The 16,363-nt window shown below is 61.5% G+C and carries 14 protein-coding genes; 2 read left to right on the top strand and 12 right to left on the bottom strand.

Annotated elements, in window-relative coordinates:
- Positions 1–89: 89 nt before the first annotated feature.
- The 7 genes from CDA63_RS03305 to CDA63_RS03275 form a co-directional block, all read right to left on the bottom strand.
- Positions 90–1,442 (bottom strand): DUF58 domain-containing protein, encoded by a 1,353-nt coding sequence (locus CDA63_RS03305; RefSeq protein WP_088463027.1) that lies wholly within the window; start codon positions 1,440–1,442, stop codon positions 90–92.
- Between the two features lie 199 nt (positions 1,443–1,641).
- Positions 1,642–2,739, bottom strand: coding sequence for an AAA family ATPase (locus CDA63_RS03300; protein WP_242434532.1), 1,098 nt, complete (start codon positions 2,737–2,739; stop codon positions 1,642–1,644).
- 151 nt (positions 2,740–2,890) lie between these two features.
- Positions 2,891–3,331 carry a hypothetical protein gene (locus CDA63_RS03295; protein WP_126546711.1) on the bottom strand — a complete coding sequence of 147 codons (441 nt, stop codon included), beginning with the start codon at positions 3,329–3,331 and terminating at the stop codon, positions 2,891–2,893.
- Positions 3,271–4,377, bottom strand: coding sequence for a DUF4350 domain-containing protein (locus CDA63_RS20290; protein ID WP_126546710.1), 1,107 nt, complete (start codon positions 4,375–4,377; stop codon positions 3,271–3,273). Before CDA63_RS20290 ends, CDA63_RS03295 begins: the two co-directional genes overlap by 61 nt.
- Positions 4,378–4,545: 168 nt before the next feature.
- Positions 4,546–5,337 (bottom strand): DUF4129 domain-containing protein, encoded by a 792-nt coding sequence (locus CDA63_RS03285; RefSeq protein ID WP_165768175.1) that lies wholly within the window; start codon positions 5,335–5,337, stop codon positions 4,546–4,548.
- A 187-nt stretch (positions 5,338–5,524) separates the two neighbouring features.
- Positions 5,525–6,520, bottom strand: coding sequence for a hypothetical protein (locus CDA63_RS03280; RefSeq protein WP_088463023.1), 996 nt, complete (start codon positions 6,518–6,520; stop codon positions 5,525–5,527).
- 56 nt (positions 6,521–6,576) lie between these two features.
- Positions 6,577–7,530 (bottom strand): stage II sporulation protein M, encoded by a 954-nt coding sequence (locus CDA63_RS03275; protein WP_088463022.1) that lies wholly within the window; start codon positions 7,528–7,530, stop codon positions 6,577–6,579.
- Between the two features lie 196 nt (positions 7,531–7,726).
- On the opposite strand from CDA63_RS03275, the gene CDA63_RS03270 reads away from it, so the two are divergent.
- A complete protein-coding gene (locus CDA63_RS03270) occupies positions 7,727–8,470 on the top strand; it encodes an RDD family protein (protein WP_088463021.1) in 744 nt (247 codons plus the stop codon).
- 200 nt (positions 8,471–8,670) lie between these two features.
- Here the strand turns inward: CDA63_RS03270 and CDA63_RS03265 are convergent, their stop codons facing one another.
- Positions 8,671–10,695, bottom strand: a complete 2,025-nt coding sequence (locus CDA63_RS03265) for a DUF4394 domain-containing protein (protein ID WP_088463020.1) — start codon at positions 10,693–10,695, stop codon at positions 8,671–8,673.
- Positions 10,696–10,948: 253 nt separating this feature from the next.
- Positions 10,949–12,565, bottom strand: coding sequence for a bifunctional GNAT family N-acetyltransferase/carbon-nitrogen hydrolase family protein (locus tag CDA63_RS03260; protein WP_165768188.1), 1,617 nt, complete (start codon positions 12,563–12,565; stop codon positions 10,949–10,951).
- Positions 12,566–12,948: 383 nt separating this feature from the next.
- Here CDA63_RS03260 and CDA63_RS03255 point away from each other — a divergent pair, with 383 nt between their 5' ends.
- Positions 12,949–13,422, top strand: a complete 474-nt coding sequence (locus tag CDA63_RS03255; RefSeq protein WP_088463018.1) for a hypothetical protein — start codon at positions 12,949–12,951, stop codon at positions 13,420–13,422.
- A 170-nt stretch (positions 13,423–13,592) separates the two neighbouring features.
- On the opposite strand, the gene CDA63_RS03250 is transcribed toward CDA63_RS03255, so the two are convergent.
- From CDA63_RS03250 to CDA63_RS03240, 3 genes are all read right to left on the bottom strand, one after another.
- The gene (locus CDA63_RS03250) at positions 13,593–14,252 is read right to left on the bottom strand and encodes a 3-oxoacid CoA-transferase subunit B (protein WP_088463017.1); all 660 of its coding nucleotides are present in this window, start codon (positions 14,250–14,252) and stop codon (positions 13,593–13,595) included.
- Between the two features lie 73 nt (positions 14,253–14,325).
- Positions 14,326–15,024, bottom strand: coding sequence for a CoA transferase subunit A (locus CDA63_RS03245; RefSeq protein ID WP_088463016.1), 699 nt, complete (start codon positions 15,022–15,024; stop codon positions 14,326–14,328).
- Positions 15,025–15,051: 27 nt separating this feature from the next.
- Complete coding sequence (locus CDA63_RS03240) at positions 15,052–16,320, bottom strand: carboxypeptidase-like regulatory domain-containing protein (protein ID WP_088463015.1); 1,269 nt, start codon at positions 16,318–16,320, stop codon at positions 15,052–15,054.
- Positions 16,321–16,363 lie beyond the last annotated feature (43 nt).

Below are 16,363 nucleotides of genomic sequence, written 5' to 3'. Positions count from 1 at the left end.
CAAAACTGCAAATCCGTCAGTTGAATACTTGAACGAATCTACCAACAGAACGAATCCTTTTCATCTGCAACATCCGCAACATTTGTGAATCAGAGGAGGCCCCGGGCTTTGAACTCCAGGTACTTGTTGATGGTGTTGACCGTCAGGTTCTGGGGGGTGGTGAGCAGGGCCTGGATGCCGTAGCGGTTGAGCTCGCGCACGATCTGGCGCTTTTCCTGGGCGAATTTCTCGGCCACCGTCTGGTTGTACACGTCCTGGGTGGTGGCGGCGGGGGCATGTAGGTAGGCGTCGAGCTCGGTGTTTTCAAAGAAAACAACCAGCAGCAGGTGGTCCTTGGCCATGCGGCGCAGGTAGGGCAGCTGGCGCTGCATGCCGTAGAGCGTTTCGAAGTTGGTGAACAGGATGAGTAGGCTGCGCTGGCGAATCTGGTGGCGCACCGTGATGTAGAGCCGCTCATAATCGGTTTCGAGGTATTTGGTTTTCTGGCGGTACAGCACCTCCAGCAGCTTACGGAGCTGACCGCTGCGGCGGTCGGCGGCCACCATCGCGCCGGGCTGGTGCGAGAAGGTGATGAGGCCGGCCTTGTCGTGCTTGAGCAGGGCAATGTTGCTCACGACCAGCGTGGCGTTGATGGCATAATCGAGCAAACTCAGGCCCTCGAAGGGCATGCGCATCACCCGGCCCTTATCGATGAGGCAGTACACTTGCTGGGCCCGCTCGTCCTGGTAATGGTTAACGGCCAGCGCATCAACGGCCCCGGGCGTGGTGGCGCGGCGGGCGGTGGCCTTCCAGTTGATGCGGCGCGGATCGTCGCCGGGCACGTAGGGCCGGATCTGGTCGAACTCCAGGCTCTGGCCCACCCGCCGGATGCGCTTCACGCCCACCTCCGTGAGCCGGTTACTCACGGCCAGCAGCTCATACTGGCGCATCTGCAAAAAGGAGGGGTACACCGGCACCACCCGGTTGGCATCGAACCGGAACCGCCGCCGCACCAGCCCCAGCGGGGAGGCTGCGTACACGTTCAGGGCCCCAAATGCGTACTCGCCCCGCTTAGTGGGCCGCAGCTGGTAGCGAATCACGCTGGTTTCGGCGGGCCGCACGGTGGCCCGAAACAGCACGTCGCGGCGCTGAAACTGGTGGGGCACCTCGTCGATGGTTTCAGTATGAATTGGGAAGCGGTACTGGTTTTCGAGGTAAATGGCAATGTCGTTATCGGAGCCATTGGCCAGCTTGTCGCCCAGCACCCGCCGCCCGAACACGCCCCCGCCCCGGGTAAATAGCAGCGCCGCATCCAGCACCGCCAGGCCCGCCAGCAGCCCCAGCGCCAATTGCACCGGCGCCAGCCACCCCGGCAGGAAAAACGCCACCACCAGCCCGGTAATGAGCAGGGCTAGCACCAGAAAAAAGCGGCGGGTGAGAAAGAAGCTGCGCAGAAAAAGCATGAACCAGAAGCTAGTACTAAAAACTAGTTCCCCTCCTTAAAAAGGAAGGGTTAGGGGTGGTTGATTTGCTGAACAATGCCACTGTCAGTCATTCAACTAAACAGTATCAGCAACTAGCCAACCACTCCAGCCGCCGCTTCGCGGCGGCGTCCCCTCCTCAGCTGCTGAGGAGGGGAGTGTCGTTCTTTTTAACTTCTACCTAACGCGGCACTTCAATCTGCTGCAAAATCTGCTTCACGATATCGTCTGGGGTGCCGCCTTCCATTTCGCGCTCGGGCGTGAGCTGGAGGCGGTGGCGGAGTACCATCGGGGCCAGATACTGGATGTCTTCGGGGGTGATGAAGTCGCGGCCGCGAAGGGCGGCCAGGGCTTTGGCGCCGTTGAGCAGGGCCAGTGAGGCCCGGGGCGAGGCCCCGAGGTATAGGCCCTTGTGGGCGCGGGTCTGGCCCACGAGGCGGGCAATGTATTCGAGCAGCTTGGGCTCCACGTGCTGGCGGCGCACCTGTTCGCGTAGCTGGTGCAGATCGGCGGCCGATACCACGGCCTGCACCGCGTCGAGCGGGGTGTCGCCAAAACCAGCGTGGTGGCCCTCCAGAATGGCAATTTCCTCCTCCACGGTGGGGTAGCCTACGCTGAGCTTGAACAGAAACCGGTCGAGCTGGGCTTCGGGCAGGCGATAGGTACCTTCCTGCTCGATGGGGTTCTGGGTGGCCAGCACCACGAAGGGCGCGGGCAGCGGGTAGCTGGTGCCGTCGTGGGTTATCTGGCGCTCCTCCATCACCTCAAACAGCGCCGACTGCGTTTTGGCGGGCGCCCGGTTGATTTCGTCAATCAGGACCACACTGGCGAAAATGGGGCCGGGCCGGAACTCGAACTCGCCCTTCTGGGGCCGGAATACGGAGGTGCCCAGCACGTCGGAGGGCATCAGGTCGGGCGTGAACTGAAGGCGGCTGAACGGTACGCTCAAGGTGCGGGCCAGCAGCTTGGCCGTAAGCGTTTTGGCCACGCCCGGCACGCCTTCGAGCAGCACGTGGCCGTCGGCGAGCAGGGCAACTAGCAGTAGCTCGGCCAGGTCGCGCTGGCCCACAATCACCTTGCTCAGCTCGCCCCGGATGGCATCGGCGTGGCGGGTCAGATGGCTCAGGTCGGTACGCGGGGCAAAGGGAGCCGGAGCGAAGGTGGCGGCAGGATTGGGCGCCTCGTTGGTAGCCAGACCATTTTCGGGAACCACCGGTTCAGGTGCCGCTTGGGCGGTCGGGGTGAGTTCTTTAGGAGAATTATCGAAATTATTTTCCATCTTGAAATTAGTTTTGCTTGGGAGAAGAAGAGGTAATAGTTATAGCTGTAAAGAGGTTTGGTGCGATAAAATGTGTCTTGAATTAGGCTTAAAGTGCATTATTAGATAAGTGCAAAATAAGTAAAAGATAATTTAGACTTACAGTGCAATTTTAGGCGGCTGCTTGCCGAAAGCTATTGATGGCCTTGCTCAGGGCCAGCAGTTCGGCGTCGGAAACCTGGGGGGCGGTGAGGGCGAAATTCAGGCGGCGTACTAAGGCATCAATTTCCGGGCGCGGAATGCCCGACTTCTGGGCCAGCCGTTCGCGAGTAGCATCGTCGGTCAGGTCGAGGCCGGGCTCGTGGTAGCGGGCGCGCAGATGCTCCAGGAACAGGCCGATTTTCTTCTCAGCAATCAGGCCATGGCTACCGCCCTGGCGGTAAAGGCCGGCCACAGTGCGGGTGAACTGCAGCGTGGTGTTGGGCAAAGGCCGAAGCACCGGAATTATACGCTGCCGCCGCCGGGCTTCTACCACCACAAATAGCAAGGCGCCTAGCAGCGCGAGGTAAGTGGCGTAGCGCAGGGCCTCGTGGTCGAACAGGACCCGCAGCAACGACTGCTCGCCCCTCCGGCCCTGCTTCTGGTACTCGTCCCACCACACGGTGCGGCCAGTGGGCAAGTACGTGAGGGCCGCGAAGGCGAAGTTGCTGGTGCGCGGCTGGAGCACGAAGTAGTTGGAAAACGCCAGCGGCACCGAGCAAAGATAGATGTGGCCCCGGCCGTGGGGCACGCGCAGCAGCACGGCTTGGTCATCGTCGGTGGCGGTGGCGAGTTGGGTAGCGCGGCCGGTGAGGTTCGAATCGGGCAGCAGGCGGGTGAGGGCGGCGCGGGCGGCAGCCGGAAAGCCGCGCCCGCCTGTCGGGCCAGGGTTGGGTTGGTCAGCTGCAACTGCACCGAGTCGCCGGCCGGCTGGCCTACGGCATCGGGCCGGACCGTGTGCAACTCCAGCGCCTTGCCCGATAAGCTGGTTTGAAAACCCAGGGTGTCGGCGAAGTAGGAATCAAAATCCTCGGCCGCAATCAGCACGTCGTTGCCGCGGGCCACGTGGCGCAGCAACGCCTGGCAATCTAGGCGGCTCAGCCTAAACGACTGCGCGACGAACAAGTAGGTGGCGGGCTCGAAATGGCCGGCCGCTAAACCGGCCGCGTAGTCCGCATCTTCCCCTGCCGTATCAGTTGCCGTCGCGGGTTGCCGGGGCCGGGTCGGGCCGGGCGTTGCCGGGGCCGCCGCAGTGGCGCTGGCCGTGGTGTCGGCGAAGCTGGCCGTATCAGCGGAGTCTTCGGCAGCGGCGGTAGCAGCGTTGGTAGAGTCAGCCGTCGCCGCCGACTCGGCTTCTTCGTCCAGCCCGGTTGCAAAATCGTCCTCGTCCATGCCCTCGATTTGGCTGAAGATGGGGGCCCGGACAATGCGGACTTCCTCGGCCGGTACGCCCAGCACGGTAGGCAGCTGGTCGAAGAGCACGAAGGTGCCATAGGGGCTTTTGTGGTCGTTGCGCAGCGTGGGCGACCAGTCGAGGGGTTTCGGACGGTAGTACTCCACAGCCACGTAGGCCGCAAATAGCAGCCCCAGGCCCACCAGATACCAACGGAAAGTTGTCATGAGCGAAAGTTAGCGGGCAATCTCACCGATAGCTCCCGGTTCGCTTGATGCGCGAAGCCTCGGGGAGAGAGGGAGCCTGACGACGAATCTATGGTCCTTCACAGTAGTTTTTTGGTATTTATATGGTCAAATCGGAAGCAGATAAGTGTGTTTTCAACTGACAACTAACTACGCTGCCTGGGACTGGCCGGTGAGGCGGCGTTGGAAGGCTTCGCGGGTGGTGCGGGCGCGGTCGTAGTCGGTGGCGGAAAGGTCATCCTGCTCGCCGTACCAGACGTACTCGAACTGGCGGGTCAGTTCGCGGAAAGCATCGGGCAGGGGGCCGGGAGGCAGCTCGTAGAGGTAGTCGTGGTTGGTTTTGTCGGGCTGCCAGTTGATGAGCTGGCGGTCGGAGAGCTGGCGCAGCACCCGCAGGTAGCCCAGGCGCACGGCCAGGCGGTACTGGTGGGCATCCTCGGCCTCGCGCAGCAACGCGTCGAGGTCGAGGGCGTGCAGGTCTTCGGTGCCGGCGTCGTAGGGGAGGGGCACCGGGCGCGGGGCGCGGCCAAAGGCGCGGGTTACATCCACCTGCAACAGCTTGAGGACGGCGAAAATGAGGGCGGCCACCAGCACGGCGTAGATTCCATACTTCCAGAAGAAGCGGCCCGAAGGCGTTTCGAGGTGGTCGGTAACCCAGCGCCAGAACCGGCCCCAGAACAGGTCCCAGGCGCTCAACTCGCTTCTCACCTCCACGTACCGGAACTCGCGCTGCCCGCGCAACGCCCGCAGGCGGGCCTGATTGGGACGGCGCAGGCGCGGGGCCGGGCCCTGGTCGGGCGCAAACTCGCGAGGCGGAGCTGCCGCCGCTGCTGGGGCTACGGTTGCGCCGGCCGGTGCCGTTGCTCGTACCGAATCCGGCGTGCCAAGCAACAGCAGCAGCAACAGCAAACCGGAAAAACGGGGCGAAAAAGACACGGGCACGCGCAATGGCACAGGGTATATTTTACAGGTTGTTAGCTGCAAGGAAGCGGATTTTGAGCCGGCAAAAAAACTGCTCGCAGTCATAAGTACCCGAAGTGAGCCAAATCAATGGGTCAACCCTTTCCACAGCTCAAAACGACCGTATTTTCAACTGGTAACTGGTAACTGGTAACTGGTAACTGGTAACTCAATAATTCCCCTCATCATCGGGGCGGAAGGTGGCGTTTTCGACTGCGGGAGCGAGGCCGGAGCCTAGGTTGGCAATCCGACTCAGCAAGCCCAGCCCTTCTTTGCGCTCGACGAGGTTGAAATACTGGAATATCATAGCCAGCAGCGACACCGGATACAGCAGCATGGTCCCGCTGGCGTAGAGCGTTTGCGCTACCATGCCCGTCAGGTCGGAGTCGAGGCCCGGGATGTGGAGCATCTTGCCAAACAGCACGGCGTACTGGGGTAGCACGAAAATGAATGACATCATGCCCTGAATCATGCCCGCAATAACAAACAGCCCGAATGTGGCCCACCACTTGCCTTTTACGAGGTAGTAGCAGCGGCGCAGGGCCGCAAACAGGCCCTCATCTTCGAGCCATAAAACCGGAAAATAGAGCGTCAGGGGCACCAATAAGTACAGCAGCAACGGCATCAGGATCAGAACCAGCAGGAAAACGAACGGCCCGCCGCCCGCCGCCATGCTGCCGCCCACCACGAGGCCCACCACGAGCATAATGCCCGCATACACACCGAACAGCAGTAAGCAGGCCAGCAGCAACCGGCCCAGTCGGCTTCTGATTTCCACCCAGACCTCGGCCGGGGTGGGCGCAACCGCCGGTTCGGTCGTGAGCAGCAGGCGCACGTAGCTGTGCACGGTGCTCACTGCCATCAGGAAAGCCAACACGCCACCCAACATCGCGAGGCCAAAACCCGAGAAATAGGAGGCTCCCAGCGCCGCCCCCGATTTCAGCACGCCCGGGTTGGTCTGGGCCTGGCCCGCTACGTTCCAAATGGTATTCGTTAGCAGCCCCAGCCCCACACCCAGAATCAGGGACAAGGGGAGCACGAAGTAGAGCAGGCATTTGCCCAACGGCCGCCAGTGTGCCCCCAGAAATTCAAACGTCGACCCTATTTTCTGGCTGAAGTCGCGCTGTTGCCGAAAGTCGGCGGCTTGGGTAAAGGTTGGCTTCATAGTAAGCAGAGAAAGTAGCTAAGCAAGCAAGGGGGAGCCGCCAATCGGCCGGGGTATTAGGATGGTGGCTGGAGCTGGCGGGCAGCCAGCCGGCGCGGATACACGATGAAGTACCAGCCGATAAAGGCCGCCGACGTTCCGATAATACCCAGGCTCAGGGGCAGCGGCATTTCGGTGTGGCGGGTCACGAAACCCTCCAGAAACCCGGCCACCACGAAAATCGGGACCAGCCCCAGGGCCAGTTTGAGCCCGTCGCGGGCCGACTGGCGGAAGGCGGCGGCCCGGGAGTAGGTGCCCGGAAACAGGATGCCCCGCGCCATCACGAAGCCCGCCCCGCCGGCCAGCACAATAGCCGATATTTCGAGCGTGCCGTGAATCCAGATAGTGAGTACCGAGGGTAGCAGCACGCCTTTCTGATAGAAGAAATATTGGAACGAGCCCAGCATCAGGCCATTACGGAACAGCGCCCACACGGTGCCCAGGCCCAGCGTGGCGCCCAAGGCATAGGCCGTGAGGGCCACGTAAATGTTGTTGGCCGTGATGGCCAGAAACATCGGGGCCTCGCTCATGCCTTTGTACACCGCCATCGGGTCGCCGCGGCGGATGTTGTCGAGCGTGCGGTTCACGTACTCGTCGCCGAGCACCACGCGCACGAAGCTGTCGTCGTAGGCCGCCGACAGCACCCCAATAAACACGAACAGCAGAAACAGGCCCAGCGCCAAGCCCAGCGGGCCATGGTGGCGGGCTACGAGCAGGGGCAATTCGCGCCGCCAGAAATCGGCGAACCGACTGGTTTGCTCGGGCTTGTTTTTGTAGAGGGCCTGGTGCTGGCGGGCGGTCAGGTCGTTGAGGTAGCGGGTGGTGGGCGAGCCGGGGTAGAACGTTTGGGCGTAGGCCAGGTCGTCGGTCAGGGCAACGAAACGGGCGGCCAACTCCTCGGGGCCGGGGGTGGGCTGCTCGTAGGTTTTCCAGCGGGCTTCGTTCTGGCGCAAAAAGACGGCTTCACGCATGAGGGACGGGCACGGGGCGGATGAGGGCGCACGGCGAAAGCGCGCGGGTAAGACCGGACAATAAAAACAGAGTAGCCATGTCGGCCTTCGCCCCGACTAGTGTATTTTGCGCCCCTGATTCCGGTGCTGCGAAGATTACAAAATTTCGGCGGCTGGCAGCATAACCGTCCGTCTTATTTCGCTCATCACCCGCCGCATGAATACTATCCGCGTTCAAACCACCCAAAACGTTACAGTCGAGTACGAAGTCGCCAGCGTGGGCGAACGAATTCTGGCCACCATCATCGACGGCGTCGTTATCGGGGCCTGGGCGCTGATTTGCGGGGGCATCATTGCCTCTATTGCCGGGGGAATAGGGGCGGGCAACACCGTGGCGCTGGTCCTGCTCGTGGCGCTGGTAGGGGTGCCGTTCGTGTTTTACCACCTGATCTGCGAAACCATGCTCAACGGCCAGAGCATCGGCAAGAAGGCCCGCGACATCCGCGTTATCCGCCTCGACGGCACCCCGCCCCGCTTCGGCGACTACCTGCTGCGCTGGATTCTGCGCATCATCGATACTGGTATCGGCAGCGGCGTGGTGGCGTTGGTAGTAGTGCTGGCCAACGGCAAGGGCCAGCGCCTCGGCGATTTGGCCGCCGGCACTTCCGTGGTGCGTACCCGGCCCCGCCCGGCCGGCGACGTGCTGGCACCGGCCTTCACCGAGCCCGGCTACGTGGTGGTGTTCCCCGCCGCCGCCCAACTAGCCGACCACGACGTGGCCACCATCCGCCAACTGCTCCAGCAGGCGCTAACCGACGAGAATTACGTGGTCATCAACGAGCTGGCCGGCAAGGTGAAGGACCTGACCAGCATCCGCACCGACCTGCCCGACGAAGCTTTCCTGCGCACCATCCTCCGCGACCACGCCCACCTGGCCGCCCAGGAAAGCCCCCACGGCTAATGGAGAGGGACTCGGTGAGTGAATGATTCAGTGAATGAATTCTGCCGGTCGTTTTGCTGCATTTGATACCCTCACTAAGCAAAAAGCCCCTGACGTCCGCGTGGATATCAGGGGCTCTTTGTTTGGCGGGACTAGTGAGCTGCGTGGGGGGCGAATTGCGTGCGTTTCGCAGTCACCCATTCACCGAGCCACTCGTTCACCTATTGCACCAGCACGCGCTGCGTCCCGGCCGACTGGCCATCGACGAGCAGACGCAGGAAGTACACGCCGGCTTGGCGGTTGGACGGGGTCCAGGTCAGGGTTTGGGCACCGGTCGAGCGGTTGCCCAAATCGAGGCGCTCTACGGTGCGGCCCAGGGCATCGGTCAGCACCAGTTCGGCGGCACCCGCGCGGGGCAGGCGGAAGCTTACTTCGGCGCTGCTCGTGACGGGGTTCGGGAACAGGCTGAAGCCCGTGGCCACGGTGGGGTTGCGCGTGCCGGTAGTCACGCCGCCTTGGGCGGCAATGGCGAGGTCACGAACGGTCAGGCCGAAACCAATTTGCTGGGCGCCGGTGGCAGCTCCCGTGGCCAGGTTCAGGGCATAGAGGCTGGAGCTGGCCGACGTGCCGGTAGTAGCTACCAGGTAGGCGGTGTTGTTACCCTCGGCAGTGCTGTAGATATCCATATCGATGTTGGGGCCGGCCGTTGCCATGATGCCCGAAACACCAATTGTCGTTAGGGTACCATCGTTGGCCGGTACCTGGTTGGCCACAATATTCAGGGCCTCATCGTAGCCGTAGAGCTGGGTGGTGCGGGTGGTGGAGCCGGTTGGGTTACCGGGGCCGGGGTAGCTGTTGGTGTAAGCGGCCGAGCCAATGGCCGGGGTAGCAGCGGCGTTAGGGTCGCCGGCTTTATAGGCCAGGATGCCATCCACGATGGGGGTAGCGGTACCGTCGTTGGGGTTGATGCGGAAGTTGGCCCGGTTTACACCCTCCACCCGAATCCGGTCAACGGTTGGGTTGAAATCAAAGGCGATGCTACCCGTGCCCAGGGGCAGGGGCAGGTTGGTCGTGCCGCTAAGGTTGGTGGCTGCGCCGGTAACGGCATTGATGGTGTAGAGCTGGCCCGTCTGAGCCGTAGCGTCGTAGCCGAGGGCATACAAAGCATTGTTAAGGGAGCGCACATCCATGCCCACCAGCGTTTGGGTCGTGGCTACCCCCGTAATGCCCACCGACGTGCGGATGGTGCCGGGCAGGGCGGTGTCAAACGAAATCAGGTTGCCACCGGCCAGCGCGTAGGCCAGGTTGCCGGTTACGGCCGCCAGCGTGGCGGGCCGCACAATCTGCAGGGCAATGTCGGTAATAGCCGTGGGCGTCGCGCCCGCCCCGATGGTTCCCAAAGACGTAGCCGTGCCACTGGTCAGGTTCACGGTGTAAAAGACGGTCGAGGCCGCCGTAGGGCTCGTAACGGTAGCCACCGTCATGTAGGCCGTCTGTACTTGGTTGGTGGGGTTGAAGTAGATGTCGAGGTCTGAAATCTTGGTCGCCTCACTCGTCGAAACGCCTAGCGCGCCCACGGTTACCAGCGTACCGGCATTCGGCGGGTCCTGCTTTACTAGGCGGCTATTGGCCTCGTCGAGGTCGTAGAGGGTGGTGGCAGTGGTGCCGATATAGCTGTTGGTGTAAGCCGAAGAGCCCACGCCGGGCGTCTGACCGAAGTTGGGGTCGCCGGCAGCGTAAGCCAGCGTGCCATCGGTGGCGGCCAGGGCCCCGTTGTTGGGGTTGAGGCGGAAGTCGGCCCCGTTGCCGGCCGTCACCCGTAGGCGGTCAACGGTAGGGTTGAAGTCGAAGCCGATCCGGGTGGGGTCGGTGCCGAGGTTGAGCGTCAGGGGCGTACCGATGGCCGTGGCAATGGCCGTCGTGCGGTCGAGGCGGTATACCTGTACCTGGGTGCCGGTTGGGTTGTAGCCCAGGCCGAACAGTTCGCCGGTGTTAGGCCGGAAGTCAATGCCAACCAGTACCTGGCCGGTGGCAATACCTGTTACGGGCAGATTGAGCGTGAGTACGCCCGGCGCGCTAGCCTCAAACGAGACGAGACTGCTCGTGAGCGTAGTGGTCTGCGAGAGACCGAAAACCGTGGTAGAAATAGTTTGGGCCGATACCGAGCCAGCGGCCAACAGGCACAGCGTAGCTAACAGCAAGCCCCGGCGACGAGCCGCCGGGCGAAGAGTAGAGGAAGAAAGCATAAAAGGTAAATTTTGGGAATGGAGGGATGGTTAAGATGAGGAGAATATTCTCCGCTTCCCTGCACTTACGTACTTTCAACTGCCTTTAGGTTCCATGATTACCTCATTTAATTTGGTTTTAATCGGGAATGGCTGTCAAGGACAATTGCCGAGCTTAAAAGCCCGAATCATGCACTAACCCGAAATTCAAAAAGCCGCTCGTCAGTGAATGACGAGCGGCTTTTCAGGCTTCAAATTAAGATGCTACGATGCGCTACGCCACCGTGATGGGGGCGTGGCGGGGCGTAGTTTTGGGGGCCCGCTCCTCGCCTTGGCTCAGCAGCTCGTCGGCCCGCTCGGTTTTGTTCACCCAGCTCACCGAGTATAAATCCTTGCGCCGGTCGCGCAGGTTGCGCACGGCCCCGCTGGTGTTCAGGTCTTTCAGCAGGTCCAGGTTGAGGTCAGCAATCAGGGTCATCTCCGTGTTGGGCGTGGCCTCGGCCACGATGGAGTCGTGGGGGAAGGCAAAGTCGGAGGGGCTGAATACAGCGCTCTGCGAGTATTGGATATCCATGTTCTCGACCCGCGGCAGGTTGCCCACCGAGCCGGTAATGGCCACGTAGCACTCGTTCTCGATGGCCCGGGCCTGGGCACAGAGCCGCACGCGCTGGTAGGCGTTCTTGGTGTCGGTCCAGAAAGGGACGAACAGGATTTTCATGCCCTCGTCGCTTAGCATCCGGCTCAGTTCAGGGAATTCCACGTCGTAGCAGATCAGGATGCCGATTTTGCCGAAGTCGGTGTCGAAACAGCGCAGTTGGCTGCCCCCGCGCATGCCCCAGTAGCTTGCCTCGTCGGGCGTTACGTGCAGTTTGTACTGCTCGTCCACGGTGCCGTCGCGGCGGCATAGGTAGCTTACATTATGCAACTTGCCATCCTCGTAGAGCGGCATTGAGCCGGCAATGATGTTGATGTTGTAGCTCACGGCCAGCTCCATCATCTTCACCTTAATGGGCTCGGTGAAAGCGGCCATCGAGCGGATGGCCACCGAGGGCGACTCCTGGTTGGTCAGGGCCATCATCGGGGCGTTGAAGAACTCGGGGAACAACACGCAGTCCGACTTGTAGCCTGAAACGGTGTCGACGAAGAACTCCATCTGCTGGAAGAAGTCGTCCAGGTCGCGGGTGGCGCGCATCTGCCACTGCACAATACCGATGCGCACGTTGGATTTCTGGTTGCCGATGAGCTTCTCGGTTTCCTCCTCGTGGTACACATTAATCCACTCCAGCAGCGTTGCGTAGGCCTTGCTCTCGGAATCGTAGGGCAAGTAGCCACGGATAATTTTGCGAACGTAGAAGTCGTTGGCCAGCTGAAAAGTGAGGATGGGGTCGGTGAGCTCCTTGTTGCGCACCATCTCCACGTACTTGGCGGGCGTCATCTCGTTGGCGTGGTTGCTATAGCCCGGAATGCGGCCACCGGCCACCATGGCCCGCAGGTTCAGGCTCTCGCAGAGTTCCTTGCGGGCGTCGTAGAGGCGGCGGCCCAGGCGCAGAGAGCGGTACTCGGGGTCCACGAACACATCGACGCCGTAAAGCGTGTCGCCCTCTGCATCGTGGGTGTCGAACTTGCCGTTGCCCGTGATTTTGGCATAGGTGTGCTTGTCGCCGAACTTGCTGTATTCCACGATGATGGCCAGCGCTGCGGCCACAATCTTGCCATTGTCCTCGATGCAGATCTGGCCTTCGGGAAACTTGCGGATCAGGGCGTTGTACTCATCCTGAGCCCAGGAGCCTTCCATATTGGAATACACCTTGTCCATGATGGTTTTTACCTCCTTAAAATCGGCCCGGCGCAGGGTGCGCAGCACCAGTTTGTGGGCCTCGGGCGTAGGCATAGCAGCCAACTCCGGGTGCGCAGGCATACCGGGCAGGGTATTCTTCTTGGCGGCTTTACCGCCGGTTTTTCCGTGGGAACTCGCGGGCATATACTCGTAAAATGAAGTCGTAAGAAAGTACGCAAAGGTACAACTCCCGCAACGGGAGCTTTTTTAAGATACGCAAGAAGAGGTAAAATGGTAGGCAAAGCCGGCGATGAGCTGGTGAGTTTGCCGTGCTAATGATGCCCTTATCCTACAGCCCCCGACGAACTTTATTGTTACCAAACGGGTCATGGGTAGGGTCGCCGAAAGGGTCTTATAGCTGCCGCACCGCGCTGGCCATCCACTCCGTAGCCGCCCTGGCAAACTACTCCACCAGCTCCCCTTATGTACCTTGCACGATGCTGTTGCCCGAAGAACGCCGTCTGCAAAACTTAGCCGCCGTGCTGTGGGCTCCGGAAAGGTTTCCGCCTACGGCCTGGCTCTGTACTCCGCCCCAGCTGCTGGGTTGGGAGCCCGGGAGCCCTGCGGCCGTACTGCTCACGGCCGCCCCCGGCCAAGCCGTGCCCTGCCCGCCCGGGCTGGTCCGATTGCTCTTCATGGATGAAGTGCAGCTACTCATGGAGCGGCTGCTGCGCCAGGTGCCCGGGGCCACCGCCGAGCTGCGGGTGCAGGTGCTGCTGCGCTACAAAAGCCACCACGAGTTCCCGGCCCTCACCAGCAACCCCGACGAACTGGCCCTCCACCTGGCCGCTGCCGTGCGCGCCGGCTCGCTGCCTGCCCCCGAGGCCCTAGCCCATTTCCAGCGTTGCTTCTCCCACTTCACCCTCGAAGCCGTACGCCACATATTGGCCCAGGCGATGCTGCGTAGTTAGAGTAGTTAACGATGTAGAGGCGGAGCTTAGCTTCACTGTCCTTCGGTTGCCCCCGCCCGCCGTTGGGTTTGTACAACGGCTCGTTGCCGAATCGTTCAACGGCGGGCGGGAGCAACCGAAGGACAGCGAAGCTAAGCCCCGCCCCTACATCGCCCTCCGCAGCTAATAGCTCAGATAGCCATTTCCGGTACGCCACCTTCAGGAATTACCAACCTGCCGGCGGTAGCGGCTTTGATTTGCTCAACTGATACGCCCGGAGCCCGCTCGCGGAGCACGAAGCCGTCGGGCGTCACGTCGAGAACGGCCAGCTCGGTCACGATTTTCTTCACGCAGCGCAGGCCCGTAATGGGTAGTGTGCAAGCTGGCAGTAGCTTGCTGGCGCCGTCGCGGGAAGTGTGCTGCATGGCCACGATGATGTTTTTGGCCGAGGCCACGAGGTCCATCGCCCCGCCCATGCCCTTTACCATCTTACCCGGAATCTTCCAGTTGGCGATGTCGCCGTTTTCCGATACCTCCATGGCACCCAGAATCGTCAGGTCCACGTGCTCGCCCCGGATCATGGCAAATGAGTCGGAGGAGCTGAAGAGGCTGGAGCCGGGCAGCGTCGTGACCGTCTGCTTGCCGGCGTTGATGAGGTCGGCGTCTACCTCGGCCTCGGTCGGGAAGGGCCCCATGCCCAGCAGCCCGTTCTCGCTCTGCAGCTCCACGTTGATGCCCTCAGGAATGTAATTGGCCACCAGCGTCGGAATCCCGATGCCGAGGTTGACGTACGAGTTGTTCTCTACTTCCTGCGCAATGCGTTTTGCAATGCCGTGTTTGTCTAGTGCCATGTTCTTTGGGGAATTATAGTTGTCATGCTGAGCGTAGCCGGAGGCGAAGTCGAAGCATGACGTTTTGGGTTAATTACGACTGGCGAACGGTTCGTTGTTCAATGCGCTTCTCGTAATCTTTTCCCTCGAAAATGCGCTGCACAAAGATGCCAGGCGTATGAATCTGGTTAGGGTCCAGCTCACCGGCGGGCACCAACTCCTCCACCTCGGCCACCGTGATTTTGCCGGCCGTGGCCATCATGGGGTTGAAGTTGCGGGCCGTGCCCTTGAAGATGAGGTTGCCGGCCGTGTCGCCGCGCCAGGCTTTCACGAAGGCGAAATCGGCGTGCAGGGCGTGTTCGAGCAGGTACATTTTGCCGTTGAACTCGCGGCTTTCCTTGCCTTGGCCTACCTCGGTGCCGTAGCCGGCAGGCGTATAGAAGGCCGGGATGCCCGCGCCACCGGCGCGGCAGCGCTCGGCCAGCGTGCCCTGCGGAATAAGCTCAACTTCCAGCTCGCCGGCCAGCAGTTGGCGCTCAAATTCGGCGTTTTCGCCTACGTAGCTCGAAATCATCTTGCGTACCTGCCGGGTCTGGAGCAGCCGCCCAATGCCGAAATCATCGACGCCGGCGTTGTTGCTGATGCAGGTGAGGCCCGTTACGCCCCGGCGCAGAATTTCCTGGATGGCATTTTCGGGAATACCGCAGAGCCCGAAGCCGCCGAGCATGAGCGTCATGCCATCGGTAAGGCCTTCGAGGGCCGCCTCGGGGCCGCTTACTGTTTTGTTGATCATGGAAAGGAATTGGGTGGGGCGGGAAAGTTAGGGCTTTTGGGCCGGAACCGGCGGCAGATTGGGCGCGTAATCGAGGGGTAGGAATTCGCCCATCTTCTCAAACGCCCAGTATCCCTCCGTGAAAATGGCCAGCGGCTCGGCCAGCTGCCCGTCGGGCAGCAGCCGCACCCCGGGCTGGAGCAGGTAGAGGGTGGAAACCTGGGGGGTGGGTGGCGACTGAGAGCTGATAACAACCTGAGTGGTGGCCGGGGGCAACAGGCCGCCCAGGGGGCTGGCGGGCTGGTAGCGGGGGTCGGGTTTCTCGGCCTGGTAGGTCACCTGCACCTGGTCGCGGAAACGGAGTTGGTACGTGCCATCGGTGGCCCGGCGGCGCAGGCTATCAGCAGGCAGGGGCCGGGTATAGAGGTATAGGTAAGCAGGGGACTCACTTAGGCGCGCCATGAGCGAGTCGCTGACGTCGAATGGCTTGCCACCCGCTGCTGCCCGCTGCTGTTTCAACAACGAGTCGGCCCGGGCGCGGCGGATGTTGAAAACCTGGTGGGTGCGTTGGGCCAGAAAGCCCTGGGCCGTGAGCTGGTCGTTATGTACCGCTCGCAGAAAGTGGGTGAGTGAACCTATGTAAGCGGTCCGGCGGTTTTGCTGCCATTGCTGCTGGCGCCGGGCATTGCGGGCAGGCAATTCAGTGAAACCTGGCTTTCCCAAAAATATTACAGTCTGCTGGTTGAGGTCGGCCTCAAACCGCAAGCCGTAATACGTGACTACATAGCCCAGCGCCTGGTTTTCTACTTTTACAAAGCTGGAGCTGCTGGCCGTCAGGATGCTGCGTTTCGGGTCAAAGTCAACGACAATATCCTCCTCATTCAGAATTTTACACTGTCGTGAAAATGAGCTTGTGCCTAGGAAAAGCTGCTTGAACTTCAGGAGGGCCGCGGGGTCGTTGCGGTGGCGGCGAGCCTGCACCAATACCTCCTGCAACTGCGTACTAAGGGGCGCCAGCAACGGATTAACCGTGAGCGGCCCGCGCACTTGTACTGGAAGTTGGTAAAGCCGATAGCCCAGATACGACACCACTAAATCGTAGCTGCCGGGTGCTACGCCTGATAGCGTAAAGCGCCCGGCCTCGTCGGTAATCGTGCCATACGTCGTCTTCGCCAGAAACACACTAGCGAAACCTAGCGGCTCCCGGCTCAGCGAGTCGCGGGCTACGCCACTAACGGTGAACTGGGCCTGCGCGGGCCGGGCATTCAGGCCCAGCAGCAGCAGCAGGATGAAGCCCGGAAGGAAGTAGCGAATCATAATAGAATCAAGAATAATATTGCTGAAAACTACTGCTTTCTGC

Source organism: Hymenobacter amundsenii, assembly GCF_002204745.1.
GTDB lineage: Bacteria > Bacteroidota > Bacteroidia > Cytophagales > Hymenobacteraceae > Hymenobacter > Hymenobacter amundsenii.
Note: the sequence above shows the minus strand (reverse complement) of the source record. Positions and strands in the feature narration are given on the sequence as shown.

Coding starts and splice junctions, on each gene's coding strand:
- CDA63_RS03280 (WP_088463023.1), bottom strand. CDS start 6,520: ATGAAGCCAACCTTTACCCAAGCCGCCGACTTTCGGCAACAGCGCGAC.
- CDA63_RS03305 (WP_088463027.1), bottom strand. CDS start 1,442: ATGCTTTTTCTGCGCAGCTTCTTTCTCACCCGCCGCTTTTTTCTGGTG.
- CDA63_RS03250 (WP_088463017.1), bottom strand. CDS start 14,252: ATGGCACTAGACAAACACGGCATTGCAAAACGCATTGCGCAGGAAGTA.
- CDA63_RS03255 (WP_088463018.1), top strand. CDS start 12,949: ATGCTGTTGCCCGAAGAACGCCGTCTGCAAAACTTAGCCGCCGTGCTG.
- CDA63_RS03275 (WP_088463022.1), bottom strand. CDS start 7,530: ATGCGTGAAGCCGTCTTTTTGCGCCAGAACGAAGCCCGCTGGAAAACC.
- CDA63_RS03240 (WP_088463015.1), bottom strand. CDS start 16,320: ATGATTCGCTACTTCCTTCCGGGCTTCATCCTGCTGCTGCTGCTGGGC.
- CDA63_RS03260 (WP_165768188.1), bottom strand. CDS start 12,565: ATGCCTACGCCCGAGGCCCACAAACTGGTGCTGCGCACCCTGCGCCGG.
- CDA63_RS03265 (WP_088463020.1), bottom strand. CDS start 10,695: ATGCTTTCTTCCTCTACTCTTCGCCCGGCGGCTCGTCGCCGGGGCTTG.
- CDA63_RS20290 (WP_126546710.1), bottom strand. CDS start 4,377: ATGACAACTTTCCGTTGGTATCTGGTGGGCCTGGGGCTGCTATTTGCG.
- CDA63_RS03270 (WP_088463021.1), top strand. CDS start 7,727: ATGAATACTATCCGCGTTCAAACCACCCAAAACGTTACAGTCGAGTAC.
- CDA63_RS03245 (WP_088463016.1), bottom strand. CDS start 15,024: ATGATCAACAAAACAGTAAGCGGCCCCGAGGCGGCCCTCGAAGGCCTT.
- CDA63_RS03300 (WP_242434532.1), bottom strand. CDS start 2,739: ATGGAAAATAATTTCGATAATTCTCCTAAAGAACTCACCCCGACCGCC.